The organism is Saccharopolyspora sp. NPDC000995 (assembly GCF_053599315.1).
In genome coordinates this window covers 1-19137 of the sequence record NZ_JBSFLZ010000004.1, presented here as the reverse complement: position 1 = coordinate 19137, position 19137 = coordinate 1, and the positions used below count along the sequence as shown (strand labels likewise).

The following is a 19137-nucleotide window of genomic DNA, read 5'->3' as shown; positions in this document are numbered from 1 at the left end:
TCAGCGGGGCCGCGTTCACGAGAGATGCTGCAAAGCGGGAGGACTACCGGGCGATGGCGGACAAGCTGCGGCTGATGACGGTGCACGCGCACCCGGACGACGAGTCCAGCAAGGGCGCCGCGACGACCGCGCGCTACGTGGCCGAAGGTCACGAGGTGATGGTGGTCACCTGCACGGGCGGTGAGGCGGGCAGCATCCTCAACCCGGCCATGGACCGGCCCGAGGTCGTCGAGAACCTGACGGAGGTCCGCCGCGCGGAGATGGCCGCGGCGGCCGAGATCCTCGGGGTGCAGCACCGGTGGCTGGGCTTCGTAGACTCCGGGCTGCCGGAGGGCGACCCGCTGCCGCCGCTGCCGGAGGGCGTCTTCGCCACCGTGCCGATGGAGGTTTCGACCCGCGAGCTGGTGAAGGTGATGCGGGAGTTCCGCCCGCACGTGGTTATCACCTACGACGAGAACGGCGGCTACCCGCACCCGGACCACATCCGGTGCCACGAGATCTCGGTGGCGGCCTTCGACGCGGCCGGCGACCCGGACCTGCACCAGGACGCGGGCGAGCCGTGGCAGCCGCTGAAGCTGTACTACTCGCACGGCTTTTCCCGCAAGCGCATGCAGCTGTTCCACGAGGCGCTGCTGGCCGACGGCCTGGAGTCGCCGTACGGCGAGTGGCTGGAGAAGTGGGACTCGACCCGGCCGGACCCGGACGAGCGGGTCACCACCCGGGTCGCGTGCGGGGAACACTTCGAGCAGCGGGACGACGCGCTGCGAGCCCATGCGACCCAGATCGACCCGAACAGCCGCTGGTTCGCGGTACCGCTCGACATCCAGCGCGAGTTGTGGCCGACTGAGGACTACGAGCTGGTGCGCTCGCTGGTCGACACCACGTTGCCGGAAGACGATCTGTTCTCCGGCGTGCAGGAGAAGGTGTGCGCATGACTGCCTGGGAGACTGTCGCCCACGTGCTGGCGCAGGCCCCCGCTCCGCCGAACGACCCGGGCGGCCAGGGCGAAGACTTCGGCAAGTCTTCCCCGGTCGGCCTGGTGCTGCTGATCGTCTTCGCCATCGCGGTGGTGCTCCTGGTCCGCTCGATGACCAAGCACCTGAAGAAGGTCCCGGTGGTCTTCGACGAGAAGAAGGCCGAGGCAGCGGCCCCGGCGAGGGTGAAGCAAGCGGAGGCGAAGCGCGGCGAGGAGCCGGAAGCGGAGCCCGGCGAGGCGAAGCCGGACAAGGAAGAAGCCCCCTAGCGGGCGCGAAGCCGAATCCGGTGGCGGTGCGACCGGTGGGTTGGCATGGGTGGCCTACCGGCCGGAGGGCCCGGGCAGGCCCTGGTGCCTCGGTGGTGCCATCGGGCGGTTGGTTGGAAGCCGCCCCTGCAGGCAACGGAATCTCCCCTGATCGATCAGCTGCGGTTGTCCCACCAGAGCCGGTGGCGGCCCACGTAGTCCGACACCGGTTCCTCCGGCCACCGGATCACGTCTTCGGGCGGAGGTTCGTCCACAGTTTCAGGGAAACTGTGAGATCCCCGGGGCCGTCCGCAATTTCAATGGAATTGCGGGGATGCGCGCAGCCGCGAGCCCGGCGGTGCGCTCGGCTTCCAGGGCCTCGCTGAGCTGCCAAACCGTCACCGCCGGGTCCGGTACCGGCGTGTTGGCCGGTGCCGCCGCGTATCGGTATCACCGCGAGAACTCCTGCCACGATTGCGAAAGGGCCGATCACAGCAAGGTAGCCGGGCGGATTCTGGAACAGGCCCAGCAGGATCATGACGCACCACCCTGCCGGGCAGCGGCGCTGCTGCCGCCAAGAAGATGGGCATCGCGGCCGCATATCTCTTTGATGTCGAACGCGGGAAGAAGAACCTCTCGGCGGACCGGCTGGATATCTTGATCGATTCTTACGAGTTTCCGCGGCCAGTTCTCGTTGCCGCGTGCGCAACACCTGCTCCCGGCGAATGAGTGACCGACGAAACCGAGAGACCCCCAGGGTGCCGTAGCGCCCCAAGAGCACTCACAGGCCCTGACCGGTTCAGGTGGTTTCGCCGTGCACCTGGGCGAACGCCCCGTGGTGGAGTTCGCGGATGCGGGCGCCCGCCTCGGAATCGACGACTTCGAGCTCCGCCGCTCCCGGCAGCGCCCATTCCGGAGGCTGCGCCGTTCCCGCCAGCGCCCACGCCGCCTGCCGGGCGGCTCCCCGGGCGACGTACTCCGCGGGCGCGGGCACCGTCACCGGCACGCCGAAGATCAGCGGTGCCGCGACCTGCACCGCCCGTGATTGGGCTGCGCCGCCGATGAGCAGCACCCGGGCCACCTCGACGCCATCCGCGCGCAGCGCATCGACACCGGCGGCGAGTCCGCACAGCATCCCCTCGACGGCGGCACGCGCGAGGTTCTCGGGTGTCATGTTGTCGCGCCGGAGTCCCACGAGGGTGCCGCTGGCGTCCGGCAGGATCGGGGTCCGCTCGCCGTCGAGGTACGGCAGCAGCGCGAGCCCGCTGGCACCGGGCTTGGCCCCGCAGGCCAGCCGGTCGAACTCGGCCATCTCGACGCCGAGCATCGTCGCCGTCGCGGTGAGCACCCGGGCCGCGTTTAGCGTGCACACCAGCGGCAGGAATCTGCCCGTCGCATCGGCGAATCCGGCGATCTGGCCGGTGGGGTCCGCGCTCGGCTTGTTGACCGAGGCGAACACGGTGCCGCTCGTGCCCAGCGACACCACGACGTCGCCGGACCGGACGTCCAAGCCCAGCGCGGCGCCCATGTTGTCGCCCGTGCCGGCCGAAACCAGTTTGCCGTCCCGGGTGCGCCCGGCTGCTTCGGCTGGGGCGAGCACCCGGGGTGTGCGGGGTGTCCGACCGCCGAAGGCGGTGGCCAGCACGTCCTGCCGGTACCGGCCTTCCCTCGGTGACCAGTAGCCGGTGCCGGACGCGTCACCGCGGTCCGTAACGAATTCGCCGGTCAGGCGCCAGATCAACCAGTCGTGCGGCAGCAGTACGTCGGTCACCCGGTCTGCCAGGTGCGGCTCGTGCTCGGACAGCCACCTCAGCTTGCTGGCGGTGAGGCTGGCGACCGGCACGGTGCCGATCGCCTCGGCGCACGCCTGCGGTCCGCCGAGCTCCCGGGTCAGGTCGATCGCGGCCTGCGCGGAGCGGTTGTCGTTCCACAGCAGGGCGGGGCGGACCGGCGTGCCCTGCTCGTCCAGCGCCACCATGCCGTGCTGCTGGGCGGCGATGCCGATGGCGGCGACGTCGTCGAGGAGACCTTCGGTGGCGTTGGTCAGCGCCTGCCACCAGCTCTCCGGGTCCGCGACCGTGCCGTCCGGGTGCGGTGCGCGGCCCTCCCGCAGCACGGTTCCGGTCGTGTCGTCGCAGATCACGACCTTGGCGGACTGGGTGGAGGAGTCAATTCCGGCGACCAGGGTCATCGTGGCGCTCCTATGCTGACCACAGTGGAATTCATCAGTTGCTTTCCTCGGATGGGTGTTTGGTTTCGGGCAGCGGCGCGACCCGCACTTCGGTGCCTGCGTCGCGGATTGCAGCCAGTTCTGGCTCGGGAGTGGCGTCGTCGGTGACGACCAGGTCGTAGGAGCCGACGTCGTGGTAGGCGAAGGTCGCGGTCTTGCCGAACTTGGAGTGGTCGACCAGCAGCACGTTGTGCGCCGCGGATTCGATGACGGCTTCCTTGATGTCGGCGTAGTCCTGGATCGGGTGGAACAGCTGGCCGTCGGCGATGGCCGTAGCGGACGTGAAGGACACGTCGGCGCGCAGCCGGGCCAGTGCGCGCAGCACGTCCGGGCCGGTGCACGAGTCGAATTCGCCGCGGTAACGGCCTCTCAGCAGCACCACTTCGCGTCCGGTGTCGGCGAGGATCTGCGCGACGGCGACCGAGTTGGTCACCACGGTCAGCCGGTCGACCGCCGAAATCCCCTTGGCCAGTGGGAAAACCGTGCTGGAATCGTCGATGAGCACCGTCATGCCCGGCCGGACCTCCGCTGCCGCTGCCGTGGCCAGCGCTTCCTTCTCCGCGACGCGCAGCCCGACGCGAAAGCGGGTCGCGGTTTCCACCGTGAGCGACGGATACGACTCGACGCGTCCGCGCAGCTTGCGCAGCAGCTGGCGTTCGGCGAGCTCGTCGAGATCGCGGTGCATCGTCATGAGGCTGGCCTCGAAGCGTTCCGCGAGTTCGTCGATGCGGGCCCCGCCGTGCTCGATGACATGCTGCAGGACGGCCCGCCTGCGTTGCTCGACCACCGCATCCGACGACCGCACGTTGCCCATACCCGGCTACTCCTGCGGTCGGACGACGGCCTTCACGGCCGCCTCGTCGCGGGTGGAGATGGTGAGCGCCTGCCCGACTTCGGCCAGCCCGAAGCGGTGCGTGACCAGCCGATCCAGGTCGACGGCGCCCGAAGCGGCGAGCGCGATGGCCGTCGGCCACGTGTTGGCGTAGCGGAACGTGCCCGTCAGCTCGATTTCGAAGTTCTGCACGTGGGACAGCGGCAGGGCCAGTTCGTCGCCGCCCATGCCGACCAGCACCACGCGCCCGGCGCGGGCGACCGCGCGGATCGCCTCGACGGTCGCGCCCGGAACTCCCGAGCACTCCAGGAGAACGTCGGGTTCGCAGCCGGACTCGGCCAGCGAGGTCTGCCGAACGTCGACGGTTCCGGTCGCGGCAAGTTCAGCGGCCAGGGCCAACCGGTGGGCGTTGACGTCGGTCACGACGACCTCGCTCGCGCCGAAGGCCCTGGCGGTCTGCGCGGCGACCAACCCGATCGGTCCCGCGCCGGTGATCAGCACCCGCGACCCGGGGCCGACGCGGCCCTTGCGGCAGGCCCACACCCCGACTGAGAGGGGTTCGAGCAGGCCCGCCGCGTCATCGGAAACCGTTTCCGGTACGGGGTAAGCGAATTCCTCGTGCACCGCGACGTATTCGCAGAACGCCCCGTCGATCGGTGGGGTGGCGAAGAAACGCATGTCCGGGCACAGGTTGTATCGGCCGCTGCGGCACTGCGTGCACACGAAGCACGGCACTCCCGGCTCGATGGCGACTCGCTGGCCGGGGGTGTGGCGGGTGACCGCGGCGCCGCACGCGACGACGACTCCACCCGCTTCGTGCCCGAGGATCAACGGCTTCTCGACCAAGAACGAGGCGATGCGGCCGTGCTGGTAGTAGTGCGCATCGGAGCCGCAGGCGCCGACCGAGGTGACCTGGACCAGCACCTCTTGCGGGCCTGGTTCGGGCACGGGGCGCTCTTCCAGCGCGATGTCCCGGGCGCCGCGCAGCACCGAGGCGCGCATGGTCTTCGACATCATTGGCAAGCTCCCGAGGTCAGGCCGGTGGTGAGCCACCGGCGGCCGGCCAGCCGAGCCGGCCTGCGAGCGCCGCAGCGGCCGTAATTATTAGCAGAGATGAGACTATTTGTAACACCTTTTGTGAGAACAAATCGGGCTCGTCGCGCCACCGGGGCTGTGTGCGCCGGGTCGGTCGAAGTGGGAGGCTGGGCGCATGGCGAACCGGCTTGCGAACGCGACCAGCCCCTACCTGCTCCAGCACGCCGACAACCCGGTCGACTGGTGGCCCTGGTCGCCCGAGGCGTTCGCCGAGGCTCGGCGGCGGGACGTGCCGGTTCTGCTGTCCGTCGGCTACGCCGCCTGCCACTGGTGCCACGTGATGGCGCACGAATCGTTCGAGGACCCGGAAATCGCGCGGGTGATGAACGAGAACTTCGTGAACGTCAAGGTGGACCGCGAGGAGCGGCCGGACATTGACTCCGTGTACATGGAGGCCACCCAGGCGATGACCGGGCAGGGCGGCTGGCCGATGACCTGCTTCCTCACCCCGGACGGAGAACCCTTCCACTGCGGCACCTACTACCCGGCGCAGCCGATGTCCGGCATGCCGTCGTTCGGTGAACTGCTGCACGCCGTGGCGCAGGCGTGGAGCGGTCGTGGCGAGGAGGTCCGGAAGGCCGCCACGCGGGTGGTGGAGCAGCTAGCCGCGCAGCGAGCCCCGCTCCCCGAGTCCATTTTGGACGAAGATGTGCTGACCGGTGCGGTCTCCCGGCTGCACGCGGAATTCGACGCGGTCCACGGCGGATTCGGCGGTGCGCCGAAGTTCCCGCCGTCGATGGTGCTGGAGTTCCTGCTGCGCCATCACGAGCGGGTCGGCATGCCGGAGGACGGTCACTCCGCGCTGCAACTCGCCGAAGCCACCTGCTCGGCGATGGCCCGCGGCGGCATCTACGACCAGCTCGCGGGTGGCTTCGCGCGCTACAGCGTCGACTCCGCGTGGGTGGTGCCCCACTTCGAGAAGATGTTGTACGACAACGCCTTGCTGCTCCGGACGTACGTGCACCTCGCCCGGCTCGGCAACCCGCTCGCCGAGCGGGTGGCCCGCGAGACGGCCGGGTTCCTGCTGCAGGACCTGCGGACGCCGGAAGGCGGCTTCGCGGCTTCGCTGGACGCCGACACCGAAGGGGTCGAAGGGCTGACCTACGTTTGGACGCCGGAGCAGCTGCGGGAGGTCCTCGGCCCGGTCGACGGGGAATGGGCGGCGCAGCTGTTCGAGGTCACCGAGGCGGGCACCTTCGAAAACGGCGCGTCGACGCTGCAGCTCAAGCACGACCCCGACGACCCGGCCCGCTGGCGGCGGGTGCGCGACAGCCTCCGCGACGCCCGCGACCAGCGCCCGCAGCCGGACAAGGACGACAAGGTTGTAACCGCCTGGAACGGCATGGCGATCACCGCGCTGGCCGAGACTGCCGAGGTGCTCGACGAACCGCGCTGGATCGACGCGGCGGCGAAGGCGGCGGAGCTGCTGCTGGAGCGGCACCTGATCGACGGCCGGTTGCGGCGCACATCCCGCAACGGCGTGGTCGGAACGGCCGCTGGGGTGCTCGACGACTACGGTTGCTTCGCCGACGGGCTCCTCGCGTTGCACCAGACGACCGGAGAGCCCCGCTGGCTCGAAGCCGCGTGCTCGCTGCTGGACACGGCCTTGGAGCAGTTCGCCGACGCCGACCACCCGGGCATGTTCTACGACACGGCGGCCGACGCCGAATCCCTCGTCCGCCGGCCCTCCGACCCCACCGACAACGCCAGCCCCGCCGGGGCCTCGGCTCTCGCCTCGGCCCTGCTCACCGCTGCCGCGCTCGCCGGCCCGGACGCCACCGCGCGCTACCGCGCCGCGGCGGAGCGGGCGCTCGCCCGTGCCGGGCTCCTCGCGCAGCGCGCTCCCCGCTTCGCGGGTCACTGGCTCAGCGTCGCCGAGGCTCGCGCCCACGGCCCGCTCCAGGTCGCGGTGGTCGGCGAAGCCGACGACGTCGACCGGGCGGCGCTGCTGTCCGCGGCTCGGCGGAGCGCCCCGGGCGGAGCTGTGGCGCTGGCCGGGGAGCCGGAGTCGAGCCGGGTGCCACTGCTGGCGGGGCGGCCGCTGGTCGGCGGAGCCGCCGCGGCGTACGTGTGCCGCGGCTATGCGTGCGACCGCCCGGTCACCACGACCGAAGACCTCATCGATTCCCTGACCCGCTGAGGGCGTCGTGAGTCCGTTGGGTGGCTTGGCTCCAGCTGCCCAGAAGACTCACGGCCCCGCGCTGGCCGGTTTCGCTGCGGGCCGAACGACAACCCTCCCCACCTGCGAAGTAACGGTGTAATTCTGTAATTGGGAGGTGGAGTCATGTATTCGAGGTTTAATCGAACGGCTCGCGGTCGAGGTCGGGGAGGTCCGTCGTGGGCGGGTGGCGGGCGGCGCAGCGAGCCGCCAACGGCCGAGGACGCCAAGGCGTGGTTCACCGGGCGGCTGCCCGATGGGTGGTTCACGGGTAGCCCGACCGTCACCGTGGACCGCGAGGAGATCCTGGTGGTCGGCGAACTGCCGCCGGTGGGCGGCGAATTCGCCGACGACGCCGAGCGCGCCGCCGCGGAGAGCGGCCGGGTCGCGCGCTTCCGCGAGGAGACCCGCGAGGAGCGGATCGAGATCGCCCGCCAAGCGGAGCACCGCTACGGCCGCAAGGTCGCTTGGGGTGCCCGGCTCGGCGACTCCGAGGAGCTGTTCACCACGCTGTCCGTGCCGGTGATGACCCGGCTGCACCAGCCCGAGCGCATGGTGCTGGACACGCTCGTGGACGCGGGGGTGGCCCGGTCCCGCTCCGAGGCGCTGGCCTGGGCGGTGCGCCTGGTCGGCCAGCACACCGAGGACTGGCTGGGCGAACTCCGCGAAGCCCTGTCCAAGGTCGACGAGCTACGCAACCGCGGCCCGCAGCCGCAACCCGGCGACTAGCTTGTTCGGAAGGTGCTGGTGTGGAGCGAATGGACCGTTTGTGTCGTTGATGGAGGTGAAAGATCCATTCGCTTCACAGCGGTTGGTGAGGTGGAGCCAGGCCGTTCTGTGCCCGCCGAAGGGCTCTCGGTGAGGCCCGTCCCCGCCACGACGTATTGGTCATACGTGTGCTGGGATCCCGGAGCCGAGAAGGCCTCTGTGGTCCCGCCACCCGCGCCGCCACGCAAAACGGCGCCTGCGACATTCCTATGCGTAGAGCGCCAGCCAGATCGCGATGTGGTGGCAGACCGCGGCCAACGACACCGCTGCGTGGAAGAACTCGTGGTAGCCGAAGGTCTTCGGCCACGGGTCCGGCCACCGGGTCGCGTAGAAGATCGCGCCCGCCGTGTACATCAGCCCGCCGGCGATCAGCAGCACCAGCACCGCCATCCCGGCGTTGTGCAGCAGGTCGGGGAGTACGAACACCGCGACCCACCCAAGCGCGATGTAGACCGGCACGCCCACCCAGCGCGGTGCGTTGGGCCAAGCGAGCTTTAAGATCACGCCGCCCAGCGCGCCACCCCAGACGACAGCAAGCACCACCGCGCCCGTCGTGGGTTGCATGGCCACCATCGCCAACGGCGTGTAGGTGCCCGCGATAAACAGGAAGATCATCGAGTGGTCGAGGCGCCGCATCCAGGTGCGCGCCCCGATCGTCTTCCAGGTCTTGCGGTGGTAGAGGGCGCTGACGCCGAACAGGCCAAGCACGGTCGCGACGTAGATGGAGGTGCCCACAGCGGCGGCGGCCGACACGGTCGAAGCTGCGAGGGCGATCAACGTGGCACCGGCGGCGACGGACACCACCAGCGACCAGAAGTGGATCCAGCCGCGCATCCGCGGTTTCACTAATGCGGTCGGGCGGCGAGCGGAGAGAGCGCTAGTCACACCTCGAGATTACGGGACCGTAGGTTCGCGGCCAGGGATCCAACGGACGACGTGGTCAACGGCACCGGCGCTCCACCGTGCGTGCAAGTCGGTTACCTGGGGTTCCGCAGCGGCGCGAGCCGCGGCGTTCCGGCGTGATCTGCGCGGCATATCGGACTGCGGCATATCGGACTGCGGCATATCGGACTGCGGCATATCGGACTGCGGCATATCGGACTGCGGCACTTCGGACTGCGGTACTTCGGACTCGAGGTGGAGGACACGCGGCTTCGGGATCCGCGTAGGCTCATCGGGCGTGGCGCTCAAGGTTCGGTTGAAAGAACTCATCTACGACGTGTACGAGCGGCGACTGCGCCGGAAGCTCGACGGGGTGCAACATCCCCGGCACGTCGGCGTCATTCTGGACGGCAATCGCAGGTGGGCCAAGGAGGCCGGCCTGGACGCCGCCCACGGCCACCGCGTCGGCGCCCGCAAGATCGCCGAACTGCTCGGCTGGTGCGAAGAAGCCGAGGTCGAGGTCGTGACGTTGTGGCTGCTGTCCACCGACAACCTCAACCGCACCCCCGACGAGCTGAACGCCCTGATGGAGATCATCGCCGGGGTGGTGGACGAGCTCACCGACCCGGCCACACCGTGGCGGGTGCGGATCGTCGGTGCCCTCGACGTGCTGCCCACCGAGACCGCCGCGCGGCTGTCCGCCGCCGCACTGCGGACCAAAGGGCGCACGGGCATGGAGGTCAACGTCGCGGTCGGCTACGGAGGGCGCCGGGAGATCGCCGACGCGGTGCGCAAGCTGCTGCAGAAGCACGCCGAAGCCGGCACCACGATCGAGGAGCTGGCCGAGGTCCTCACCGTCGACCACATCGCCGAGCACCTCTACACCTCCGGACAACCCGACCCCGACCTGCTGATCCGCACCTCGGGGGAGCAGCGCCTGTCCGGCTTCATGTTGTGGCAGTCAGCGCACTCCGAGTTCTGGTTCACCGAGGCGTACTGGCCGGCTTTCCGTCGGGTCGACTTCCTCCGCGCGCTCCGCGACTACGCGGTCCGGCACCGTCGCTTCGGCGGCTGATCCCGACAAGCGGAAAGGCCAGGTCCGAGAGACCTGGCCTTTCCCGTGCGCTGCTCTCGGTCAGCTGACCTTGGGGTGGTCGACGATCGGGGCGTTGATGCAGTTGTTGAGCTGCGGCGACAGGATCGGCACGACCGCGCCGGCCACGGCGATGTTGTTGCCGCAGGCCTGGACTGGCAGGACGCTGACGTTGTTGTCGTTCGCGATGTTGATGCCGTCGTTGTCGGCGCTGTCGGCGTTGGCGACGGGGGCCAGGGCAAGCAGCCCGGCGGCGGCACCGGCGACGATTGCAGCCTTCTTGAGCACTTTGTTCACTCTCCTCTGTTAACCGCGGTATTCGGAGTTTGCACCAGGTGGACTTCGGAAAAGTCCGCGAGGTGGACATCGAGTCTGTCTTGTTCCGGCTGAAAGCTACCTGCGGCATGCCGGATACCCAAACTCGTTAACACTATTGTGTGAACGCGAATCTCGTATTAGCACGTGGCGATGCGGAATTGCGTGGCGAGAACCTTCCGGCCCGGCGATTGCGCGCAAAAAGGGAGCGTCGGGGTTGGCCCGACGCCCCTTTTCGACATCTGATCCGCCTACCAGAGGCAGCTGGTTCGGCTCGGTCAGCTGGCCTTGGGGTGGTCGACGATCGGGGCGTTGATGCAGTTGTTGAGCTGCGGCGACAGGATCGGCACGACCGCGCCGGCCACGGCGATGTTGTTGCCGCAGGCCTGGACCGGCAGGACGCTGACGTTGTTGTCGTTCGCGATGTTGATGCCGTCGTTGTCGGCGCTGTCGGCGTTGGCGACGGGGGCCAGGGCAAGCAGCCCGGCGGCGGCACCGGCGACGATCGCAGCCTTCTTAAGCACTTTGTTGCTCCTTGTTGGATGGGATGAAGAGCGCGTTCCTTCCCCGGCTGCGCACCCCATAAGTTCCAGCCGGGAGGGCGTACTCGGCGTGAAAGATATCCAGGTGAGCCGAAGAAAAAACACCTCGTTAACACCATTGTGTGATCCGCGTGTGTCGTGTCGCACATTTTTCGTTGCGGCGGCAAATTGTGTGGTTTCGATTACTTGGGGAAACGAGCCCAGTGGTCCGCGCGCGAGTGCGCGGCGTAGTGTCCCGATATGGACTCCGAAGCGCTCGTGACGGAATACGTGCTTCTCGGGCTCAGATTCGAACGGCTCGTCCCGGGATTCGTGGATTCCTTCACTGGGGACCCGGCGCGGCGTCGGCGGGTGCAGGACGAGTCGCATCCCGACCCGCTGCGGCTGACCGCCGACGCGCAGCGGCTGCGCGCTGCGCTGCCGGAGTCCGGACTGGCCGAGCCGCGCCGCCGGTTCCTCGCCGCGCAGCTGACGGCGCTGGAGTGCTCCGGGCGTGGGCTGGCCGGCGAGCAGCTGACGTTCCCGGCCGAGGTCGAGGCCTATTTCCAGGTCACGCCGATGCTCGGTGATCAGGACGAGTACCGCGAGGCGCACCGTGAGCTGGCCGAGGTGCTGCCGGGCCGGGGCTCGCTGCCCGCGCGCCTGAATGCCGTCCGAAGCCGGGATGCGGTGCCAGCCACGCGGCTAAAGGTCTGCGTCCAAGCGGTTTCCAGCGCGCTGCGCGACCGCGTTCGGCGCGAGTTCGGCCTGCCGGCCCAGGAGGTCGTCGACTACCAGATCGTCACCGACAAGCCGTGGAGCGGCTTCAACCACTACCTCGGCGAGTACCGGTCGCGCGTGGCCGTGAACGCCGACGTCGGGCACCGGGCCGCGAACCTGCCGCAGCTCGTGGCGCACGAGTCCTACCCGGGCCACCACACGGAGCACTGCCGTAAGGAGGCCGGGCTGGCGATCCGGGACGCACAGGCCGAGCACACGATCTTCCTGGTCAACACGCCGCAGTGCCTGATGGCCGAGGGCCTGGCCGACCTCGGACTGCAGGCCGCGGTGGGGCCGGGCTGGGGGCCGTGGGCGGCGGAGATCTTCGCGGACCTGGGCATCTGGATGGACGGCGAGCTGGCGGAGCGAATGGAGATCGCGATGAGCCGCCTGCTGACGGTCCGCCAGGATGCCCTCCTGATGTTGCACGATGGCGGCGCGGACGACGCCGAGGTGGCTGCCTACCTGCAACGCTGGTTGCTGATGTCGCAACAGCGGGCCCGGCACCTGGTGCGCTTCATGCGGGATCCGCTGTGGCGCGCCTACACCACCACTTACGTCGAGGGCTACCGGCTGCTGCGCCGTTGGCTGGAAAACCGGCCGGCAGGCACTTCGAGCACCGATCGTTATCGCCGGCTGCTCGACGAACCGCTGGTTCCGGAGTCCGTCCGGGCGGAGCTGGCGGCGAGGGTCTGATCCGTTCACCCGACGCCGATCACCCATTCGGTGGAGTGTTGATCACGTGGAGTGCCTGAGTGGAAGGTGCTCCGCGATGGCCGCCGAAGGTGGTCTGACCGCCTCCGAACGGTGTTCCACTCCCGGTCGACGCGGTCGGCAAGCCCGTGACCTGCGCGGACTTCGAGGAACATGAAGAGAAGTCGACGACTCGGCGAATCACCTGTGTGGCTGCCTGCCGAGACGCAACCTACGCAGGTAGCGTGCGCTGTTGACGGGCCGTTCCAATCGCAAGTCCGTACGCGGCCCGTCCGGGAGGCCCTGATCGTGGCTGCTGGATGGAGCGGACGGTTAGCACGTCCACCTTGGTCGCGAAGGGCCGGTGCCTGGCCCCTGCGGCCACGGCGGACGACCGGTCCGGCCGGGGCGCGACGGGGCCAGGCCCGGCCCGCCGACGAGCGGGTGTGCATGCCACGCCCGCGAGGGAGTAGCCGTGACCGCACGACGTTCCCAGCCTCCAGCGGAGATCCCAGCACGTAGCGGCGAGTCCGCGAGCACCGCGCAAGCCGGCGGCAGGGAGATCCGGACCTACGTCCTGGACACCTCGGTGCTGCTGTCCGATCCATGGGCGATGTCCCGCTTCGCCGAGCACGACGTCGTGCTCCCGGTGGTGGTCATCAGCGAATTGGAGGGCAAACGCCACCACCCCGAACTCGGCTGGTTCGCCAGAGAAGCCCTCCGCGCCCTCGACGACCTGCGGATACAGCACGGGCAGCTGGACAAACCGGTTCCCGTCGGCGCGGACGGGGGCAGCCTGCACGTGGAGCTCAACCACTCCGACCCGCGGGTGCTGCCGCCGGGGTTCCGCACGGACTCCAACGACGCCCGCATCCTGGCCTGCTCGTTGAACCTGGCCGCCGAAGGGCACCGGGTCACGCTGGTCACCAAGGACATGCCGCTGCGGGTCAAGGCCGCAGCGGTGGCCCTGGACGCCGAGGAGTACCGCGCGCAGGACGTGGTGCCGTCGGGGTGGACCGGAATGGCCAACGTCGAGGTGCCGCCGGATACGGTGGACGTCCTGTTCAAGGACGGTATCGCCGACCTCGACGAGGCCCGGGACCTGCCACCGAACACCGGGGTGCGGCTGCTTTCCGGCTCGCAGAGCGCGCTGGGCAGGGTGACCGCGGACAAGCAGGTCAGGTTGGTGCGCGGCGACCGGGAGGCGTTCGGCCTGCACGGCCGCTCCGCCGAGCAGCGGATCGCGTTGGAGCTGTTGCTCGACCCCGACATCGGGATCGTTTCGCTTGGCGGTCGGGCCGGTACGGGCAAGTCCGCGCTCGCGCTGTGCGCGGGCCTGGAGTCGGTGCTGGAGCGGCAGAAGCACCGCAAGGTCCTGGTGTTCCGGCCGGTGTACGCCGTCGGCGGTCAAGAACTCGGCTACCTGCCGGGGACCGAGAACGAGAAGATGGGGCCGTGGGCGCAGGCGGTGTTCGACACCCTCGGCGCGCTGGTCAGTGAGAACGTGCTGGATGAGGTGATGGACCGCGGGATGCTGGAGGTCCTGCCGCTGACCCACATCCGGGGCCGGTCGCTGCACGACTCGTTCGTGATCGTCGATGAGGCGCAGTCGCTGGAGCGCAACGTGCTGCTCACGGTGCTGTCCAGGCTGGGCGCGAACTCCAGGGTGGTGCTCACCCACGACGTCGCCCAGCGCGACAACCTCCGGGTGGGCCGCCACGACGGGGTGGCGGCGGTGATCGAGAAGCTCAAGGGCCACCCGCTGTTTGCCCACATCACCCTCACCCGCTCGGAACGCTCCCCGATCGCGGCCCTCGTGACCGAACTCCTGGAAGGTGACTTCACCCCGTAGAAGATGAGGTGCGGGGCACCTCGTGACCGAGTAACCCGGGCACGGGTGCCCCGCACGCGGCACCACAGCGGGTTCGGGGTCACCAGCCGGTGGGCAGCGGGCGGCCCTCGGCGAAGCCGGCCGCCGACTGGATGCCGACCACGGCGCGCTCGTAGAACTCCTCCAGGCTGCGGGCACCGGCGTAGGTGCAGGACGAGCGCAGACCGGAGGTGATCTGGTCCAGCAGGTCCTCGACGCTCGGCCGCTGCGGGTCCAGGCGCATCCGGGAGCGGGAGATCCCCTCCTCGAACAGCGCCTTGCGGGCCTGGTCGAAAGCGCTGTCGGTGCGGGTCCGGGCGGACACGGCGCGCTTGGACGCCATGCCGAAGGACTCCTTGTAGGCCCGCCCGTGCTCGTCGCGCTGCAGGTCGCCGGGCGACTCGTAGGTGCCCGCGAACCACGAGCCGACCATCACCGATGCCGCACCGGCGGCCAGCGCCAGCGCCACGTCGCGCGGGTGCCGGACACCGCCGTCGGCCCAGACGTGCTTGCCGAGCTTGCGCGCCTCCGCGGCGCATTCGGCGACCGCGGAGAACTGTGGCCGGCCGACACCGGTCATCATCCGCGTCGTGCACATCGCGCCCGGCCCGACGCCGACCTTGATCACGTCGGCGCCCGCCTCGACGAGGTCGCGCACGCCCTCGGCAGTCACCACGTTGCCGGCCACCACCGGGACGGTCGGGCTCGCCGACCGCACAGCGCCCAGCGCGGCGATCATCTTCTCCTGGTGGCCGTGCGCGGTGTCCACGACCAGCGTGTCGACCCCCGCGTCCAGCAGCGCGGAGGCCTTGGCTGCGACATCGCCGTTGACCCCGACCGCCGCGGCCACCCGCAATCGGCCGGAGTCGTCCAGCGCCGGGGTGTAGATCTCGGCGCGCAGCGCGCCCCGGCTGGTCATGATTCCGGCCAGGCGGCCGTCGGCGTCGATGGCGATCGCCACGTTGCGGGCGTGCTGGTCCAGCTGCTCGAACACCTCGCGGGGCTTGGTCTCCAGCGGCAGCACGACCGGGTGCCGGTCGGCGACCTCCCCGACCCGTGCGAACCGGTCGACCCCGGTGCACGCAACCTCGTCGACGACCCCGAGCGGCCGGTTGTCGTCGTCGACGACGACAACGGCGCCGTGGGCACGCTTGGGCAGGAGGTTGAGGGCGTCGGCGACGGCGTCATCGGCGTGCAACACCAGCGGGGTGTCCCACACGGGGTGCCGCGCCTTGACCCAGGCGGTGATCTCGGCGACCGCGCTGGGATCGACGTCCTGCGGCAGCACGACCAAGCCGCCGCGCCTGGCGACGGTCTCGGCCATCCGGCGGCCGGCCACGGCGGTCATGTTGGCGACCACGATCGGCAGGGTCGCCCCGGTACCGTCGCTGGTGGCCAGGTCCACGTCGAAGCGGGACTCGACGCCGGAACGCCGAGGCGCCAGGAAGACGTCGTCGTAGGTCAGATCGGTGGAGGGCCTCTGCCCGTTCAAGAACTGCACGTCTGACCACCATACGGGGTCGAACGTCCCCAGTCGCCTCCCCTGACCTGGCGGGCTGACCTCTGCGTTTCCCAAGGCACAGTTCAAGATCACCAGATCGGTTAGGGTTGAAGTTGATGCCTCGGCGCCTCCCATTGCCACACTTGCCGTGGCTGCGTACCGAGGTACGTGGAAGTACGCCGGGTGTGCCCGCTGTATTGCCGGACCCTGGCCCCTGCGTTTCTAGGCTTCTTCTTCCGTGAGGGGTTCGAAGGAGCTGTAGGCCTGGTAATTGCGGAAGAATCGGCTGTAGATTTCCGTGCCGTCGTCGAAGGTGGCGTCTTCGAGGGTTTTCACCTCGACGATCTGCTTCAGCTTCCAGGTGATCAGTTCGTGGTTCTCGTTCTGGTAGCTGATTTCCTGCTGCTTGCCGTGCTCGGCCGCCTTCTCCCTCGCCTCTTCTTCGGATTCCGCCTTGAGCAGCACGAAGGATTCCTCGTAGAGCGGCTCGTGGTCGGCCGCGTCCGAAGTGGCCTCCAGGACCAGGACCGCGACGTAGTAGTCCAGTTCGACCGCGCCCGCGTTCGCCTGGAACTCGCGCGGGTCGATGGTGCCCGGTCCGATGTTGATCGAGCCGATCGCGTCGAAGTCGTTGCCGCTCATACCGTCAGGATCTCACCCGCCCGGCAGCATGGCGCGAACCGCCTCGATGCTGTCGGCCGATGCGGCGTCCTTGTCGGGCCGGTAGCGCAGCACGCGGGCGAAGCGCAGCGCGACACCGCCCGGGTAACGGGTGCTGGCCTGCACGCCGTCCAGTTCGATCTCCACGACGAGTTCGGGCACGACGTGGACGGTCCAGGCATCGCGGTGGGTCTGACGGCCCTGGAACTGCGCGGTCTGCCAGGCCAGCAGCTCGTCGGTGAGGCCCTTGAACGTCTTGCCGACCATGATCGGCGGGCCGCCGTCGGGGTCTCGCGCGCCCAGATGCAGGTTCGACAGGTACCCGCGACGGCGGCCGTGGCCCCACTCGGCGGCGAGCACGACCAGGTCGAGGGTGTGCTCGGGCTTGACCTTCCGCCAGGACCGGCCGCGTCGCCCCGCCGCGTACACCGAGTCCAGCGCCTTCACCATGACGCCTTCGTGCCCGGCGTCCAGCGCTTCGTCGAACAGATCCGCCGCGCGTTCCGCCGACGGCGAAAGGACCGCCGGAATCCGGTGCTGCGGTGCGATTCGTTCCAGCGCGTCGAGGCGGTGCTGCAGCGGCCGGTCTAGCAGGTCTTCGCCGTCGACGTGCAGGCAGTCGAAGAAGTACGGGTGCAGCAGGAGATCGCGTGAGTTCTGGGCGCCGAACCGGCCCATGGTCTCCTGGAACGGCCGGGGACGCCCGGCGTCGTCGAGCGCGAGCGTCTCGCCGTCCAGTACCACCGCCCGGCAGTTCAGACCTCGCACCAGGTCGACGAGTTCCGGCACATTGCGGGTGATCTCGCGGAGCGTGCGGGTGTAGACGTGCACCTCGTCGCCGTCGCGGTGCACCTGGATGCGTGCACCGTCCAATTTGTACTCGACGCTGACTTCGCCGAGTTCGTCGAGCGCCGTACCCAGGGATTCGGCTGGCGAAGCCAGCATCGGACGGACGGGCCGTCCCACCTCCAAGCGGAACCCGGTGAGCGCCGGTTCGCCGCCGCGCAGCGCGGCCTCGGCAGTCGCGGGAAGCCGGCCGGAGAGCATGAAAGCCCGCCGCACCGCTTCGGTCGGGACCTCGCCTGCTGCGGCGATGGCCTCGACCATGACGCCTTCCAGCGCGCCCTGCCGGAGTTCGCCGCCGAAGAGCCGCACCAGGAACTCCTGCTCGCCGCCGGTCGCCCTGCCAAGCAGGCCGGTCAACGCCTCGGCCCGGCGCTGTCCCGAACCGGCGCCCCGGATCTGTCGCACCGCGTCGATCGCCGAGTCGACATCGGTGATCGTCAGCGCGGGCTCGGCTGCGGGTTCGACCTCCAGCGCGGCCAGCGTCGACCAGCCCACCCCGGCCCGGCCGCCCGGCAGCTCACCGGCCAGCAGCGCTGTCGCCGGGCAGACCTCCTCGGCGTCGAGCCGCGCGAGCAGCCCGGCGATAGCCGCGGTCTTCGCCTTGCGGGAACGCGTCGCCGAGACCTTTCGCGAGGTCGCCACCAAATCTGCGAGCAGCACCATGCGCTCATGGTGCGCACTGCCCCCGACAACCCGCACCCGCGCCGCGCCGACCGGGCATTTCGGGATCGCCCGGAGACCGATGTGCGCAGTGTCCGTCCGATCGTGTGATCCCGGGGCAGGCGAGTGATTGGGTGGTCGCATTGCGCGGGTTGGAAGTGCTTTGCGCCCGCCGCCCCGCTGTTGCCCGCGACGGCGGTTGCGCAGGAATCGCGGCAACCAGCGCCGGTGAAGGTGTCGCCGGACGCCGCTTGATCGATGACCGAGCAGCTGCCGACCGGCGGCATCCGGATGGATGCCGCGAAGCACGCGCTGAACTCGCTGGTGGACGGATTGTGCGCGGACACGCAGCGAAGCCTGCCGGTCTACGCCGACGCAGACCGGCAGCGGCGATGCGGAGTAGGCGTGGGGCTGCCAGGACATCGTCACCGCTCGGCCGGTCGGCCCGCTCGACGCCGCCGAGCTGAAGCAGTAGGTCGACGGGATCCGGCCGTCCGGGTACACGCCGATCGGGCAGGTGCTGCGCGCGGCCGCCGAAGCGCTGCCTGAGGAAGTTCTGCGCTCCATCACCCTGATCTCCGACGGTCTCGACACGTGCGCGCCGCCGGACCCGTGCGAGGTCGCGAGGGAACTCGATGCCTCGGTGTGGACCTGAGCGTGCACACCGCGGGCTACCAGGTGGACGACCAAGCGCGGCAACAGCTTTCGTGCATCGCCGAAGCCACCGGTGGCACCGACACCGATACCGGCGCGGGCACCCTGGAGCAGAAGCTGCCGACCGTGGTCGAAAGCGCCCGGCGCAGCTACGAGGCGTCTTGCGAAGGCCGACCACACTCGGTGGCGGTGGCGGTGGCGGTGGCGGTGGCGGTGGCGCTGATCCTGTTGCGGCGCAAGCGAAAGGCGGCCGCGCCGACGCCGCAGTAGCACCGAAGGCCGGCGGCCGGCCGATGAGGGGTCGGCATGCGCACTTCCAGATCGATTCACCGCAGCGCCCTCACCGTGATCATCGGC

At 69.6% G+C, this 19137-nt stretch carries 18 protein-coding genes; 9 read left to right on the top strand and 9 right to left on the bottom strand.

Annotated elements, in window-relative coordinates; genetic code table 11:
- The first annotated feature begins 53 nt into the window (after positions 1-53).
- Both mca and ACWDKQ_RS02725 read left to right on the top strand, forming a co-directional pair.
- The gene (gene mca, locus ACWDKQ_RS02730) at positions 54-935 is read left to right on the top strand and encodes a mycothiol conjugate amidase Mca (protein ID WP_450137040.1); all 882 of its coding nucleotides are present in this window, start codon (positions 54-56) and stop codon (positions 933-935) included.
- Positions 932-1243: a hypothetical protein gene (locus ACWDKQ_RS02725; RefSeq protein WP_450137039.1), complete on the top strand. Its 312-nt coding sequence runs from the start codon at positions 932-934 to the stop codon at positions 1241-1243. The genes mca and ACWDKQ_RS02725 overlap by 4 nt, the downstream gene beginning before the upstream one ends.
- Before the next feature lie 778 nt (positions 1244-2021).
- Here the strand turns inward: ACWDKQ_RS02725 and xylB are convergent.
- The 3 genes from xylB to ACWDKQ_RS02710 are packed head-to-tail and all read right to left on the bottom strand — an operon-like array spanning position 2022 to position 5298.
- On the bottom strand, positions 2022-3413 hold the full coding sequence (gene xylB / locus ACWDKQ_RS02720) for a xylulokinase (RefSeq protein ID WP_450137038.1): 1392 nt from the start codon (positions 3411-3413) through the stop codon (positions 2022-2024).
- A gap of 34 nt (positions 3414-3447) precedes the next feature.
- Positions 3448-4266 carry a DeoR/GlpR family DNA-binding transcription regulator gene (locus tag ACWDKQ_RS02715; RefSeq protein ID WP_450137037.1) on the bottom strand — a complete coding sequence of 273 codons (819 nt, stop codon included), beginning with the start codon at positions 4264-4266 and terminating at the stop codon, positions 3448-3450.
- 6 nt (positions 4267-4272) lie between these two features.
- Entirely contained in the window at positions 4273-5298 is a 1026-nt protein-coding gene (locus tag ACWDKQ_RS02710) for an NAD(P)-dependent alcohol dehydrogenase (protein ID WP_450137130.1), read from the bottom strand.
- A gap of 196 nt (positions 5299-5494) precedes the next feature.
- On the opposite strand from ACWDKQ_RS02710, the gene ACWDKQ_RS02705 reads away from it, so the two are divergent.
- Entirely contained in the window at positions 5495-7519 is a 2025-nt protein-coding gene (locus ACWDKQ_RS02705; protein ID WP_450137036.1) for a thioredoxin domain-containing protein, read from the top strand.
- A 144-nt stretch (positions 7520-7663) separates the two neighbouring features.
- A complete protein-coding gene (locus ACWDKQ_RS02700; protein ID WP_450137035.1) occupies positions 7664-8266 on the top strand; it encodes a hypothetical protein in 603 nt (200 codons plus the stop codon).
- A gap of 246 nt (positions 8267-8512) precedes the next feature.
- Here the strand turns inward: ACWDKQ_RS02700 and trhA are convergent, their stop codons facing one another.
- On the bottom strand, positions 8513-9139 hold the full coding sequence (trhA, locus tag ACWDKQ_RS02695; protein ID WP_450137034.1) for a PAQR family membrane homeostasis protein TrhA: 627 nt from the start codon (positions 9137-9139) through the stop codon (positions 8513-8515).
- Positions 9140-9485: 346 nt separating this feature from the next.
- Here trhA and ACWDKQ_RS02690 point away from each other — a divergent pair, with 346 nt between their 5' ends.
- On the top strand, positions 9486-10262 hold the full coding sequence (locus ACWDKQ_RS02690) for an isoprenyl transferase (protein ID WP_450137033.1): 777 nt from the start codon (positions 9486-9488) through the stop codon (positions 10260-10262).
- A gap of 60 nt (positions 10263-10322) precedes the next feature.
- Here the strand turns inward: ACWDKQ_RS02690 and ACWDKQ_RS02685 are convergent, their stop codons facing one another.
- On the bottom strand, positions 10323-10568 hold the full coding sequence (locus tag ACWDKQ_RS02685) for a hypothetical protein (protein WP_450137032.1): 246 nt from the start codon (positions 10566-10568) through the stop codon (positions 10323-10325).
- A gap of 305 nt (positions 10569-10873) precedes the next feature.
- Positions 10874-11119, bottom strand: coding sequence for a hypothetical protein (locus ACWDKQ_RS02680; RefSeq protein ID WP_450137031.1), 246 nt, complete (start codon positions 11117-11119; stop codon positions 10874-10876).
- Between the two features lie 276 nt (positions 11120-11395).
- Here ACWDKQ_RS02680 and ACWDKQ_RS02675 point away from each other — a divergent pair, with 276 nt between their 5' ends.
- Positions 11396-12592 carry a DUF885 domain-containing protein gene (locus ACWDKQ_RS02675; RefSeq protein WP_450137030.1) on the top strand — a complete coding sequence of 399 codons (1197 nt, stop codon included), beginning with the start codon at positions 11396-11398 and terminating at the stop codon, positions 12590-12592.
- Between the two features lie 472 nt (positions 12593-13064).
- Positions 13065-14441: a PhoH family protein gene (locus tag ACWDKQ_RS02670; RefSeq protein ID WP_450137029.1), complete on the top strand. Its 1377-nt coding sequence runs from the start codon at positions 13065-13067 to the stop codon at positions 14439-14441.
- 79 nt (positions 14442-14520) lie between these two features.
- Here the strand turns inward: ACWDKQ_RS02670 and ACWDKQ_RS02665 are convergent, their stop codons facing one another.
- The 3 genes from ACWDKQ_RS02665 to ACWDKQ_RS02655 all read right to left on the bottom strand — a co-directional run bounded on the left by ACWDKQ_RS02665 (position 14521) and on the right by ACWDKQ_RS02655 (position 18129).
- Positions 14521-15960, bottom strand: a complete 1440-nt coding sequence (locus tag ACWDKQ_RS02665) for a GuaB1 family IMP dehydrogenase-related protein (RefSeq protein WP_450137028.1) — start codon at positions 15958-15960, stop codon at positions 14521-14523.
- A 222-nt stretch (positions 15961-16182) separates the two neighbouring features.
- Positions 16183-16602: a DUF4288 domain-containing protein gene (locus ACWDKQ_RS02660; RefSeq protein ID WP_450137027.1), complete on the bottom strand. Its 420-nt coding sequence runs from the start codon at positions 16600-16602 to the stop codon at positions 16183-16185.
- 12 nt (positions 16603-16614) lie between these two features.
- Positions 16615-18129, bottom strand: coding sequence for an ATP-dependent DNA ligase (locus ACWDKQ_RS02655; RefSeq protein ID WP_450137026.1), 1515 nt, complete (start codon positions 18127-18129; stop codon positions 16615-16617).
- A gap of 514 nt (positions 18130-18643) precedes the next feature.
- On the opposite strand from ACWDKQ_RS02655, the gene ACWDKQ_RS02650 reads away from it, so the two are divergent.
- Entirely contained in the window at positions 18644-18781 is a 138-nt protein-coding gene (locus ACWDKQ_RS02650) for a hypothetical protein (protein WP_450137025.1), read from the top strand.
- Between the two features lie 2 nt (positions 18782-18783).
- Positions 18784-19050, top strand: coding sequence for a hypothetical protein (locus ACWDKQ_RS02645; RefSeq protein ID WP_450137024.1), 267 nt, complete (start codon positions 18784-18786; stop codon positions 19048-19050).
- Positions 19051-19137: the final 87 nt, after the last annotated feature.

Excerpts from the sequence above, each read along its gene's own strand:
- mca (WP_450137040.1), top strand. The coding sequence starts at position 54 with ATGGCGGACAAGCTGCGGCTGATGACGGTGCACGCGCACCCGGACGAC.
- ACWDKQ_RS02725 (WP_450137039.1), top strand. The coding sequence starts at position 932 with ATGACTGCCTGGGAGACTGTCGCCCACGTGCTGGCGCAGGCCCCCGCT.
- xylB (WP_450137038.1), bottom strand. The coding sequence starts at position 3,413 with ATGACCCTGGTCGCCGGAATTGACTCCTCCACCCAGTCCGCCAAGGTC.
- ACWDKQ_RS02715 (WP_450137037.1), bottom strand. The coding sequence starts at position 4,266 with ATGGGCAACGTGCGGTCGTCGGATGCGGTGGTCGAGCAACGCAGGCGG.
- ACWDKQ_RS02710 (WP_450137130.1), bottom strand. The coding sequence starts at position 5,298 with ATGTCGAAGACCATGCGCGCCTCGGTGCTGCGCGGCGCCCGGGACATC.
- ACWDKQ_RS02705 (WP_450137036.1), top strand. The coding sequence starts at position 5,495 with ATGGCGAACCGGCTTGCGAACGCGACCAGCCCCTACCTGCTCCAGCAC.
- ACWDKQ_RS02700 (WP_450137035.1), top strand. The coding sequence starts at position 7,664 with ATGTATTCGAGGTTTAATCGAACGGCTCGCGGTCGAGGTCGGGGAGGT.
- trhA (WP_450137034.1), bottom strand. The coding sequence starts at position 9,139 with ATGCGCGGCTGGATCCACTTCTGGTCGCTGGTGGTGTCCGTCGCCGCC.
- ACWDKQ_RS02660 (WP_450137027.1), bottom strand. The coding sequence starts at position 16,602 with ATGAGCGGCAACGACTTCGACGCGATCGGCTCGATCAACATCGGACCG.
- ACWDKQ_RS02655 (WP_450137026.1), bottom strand. The coding sequence starts at position 18,129 with ATGGTGCTGCTCGCAGATTTGGTGGCGACCTCGCGAAAGGTCTCGGCG.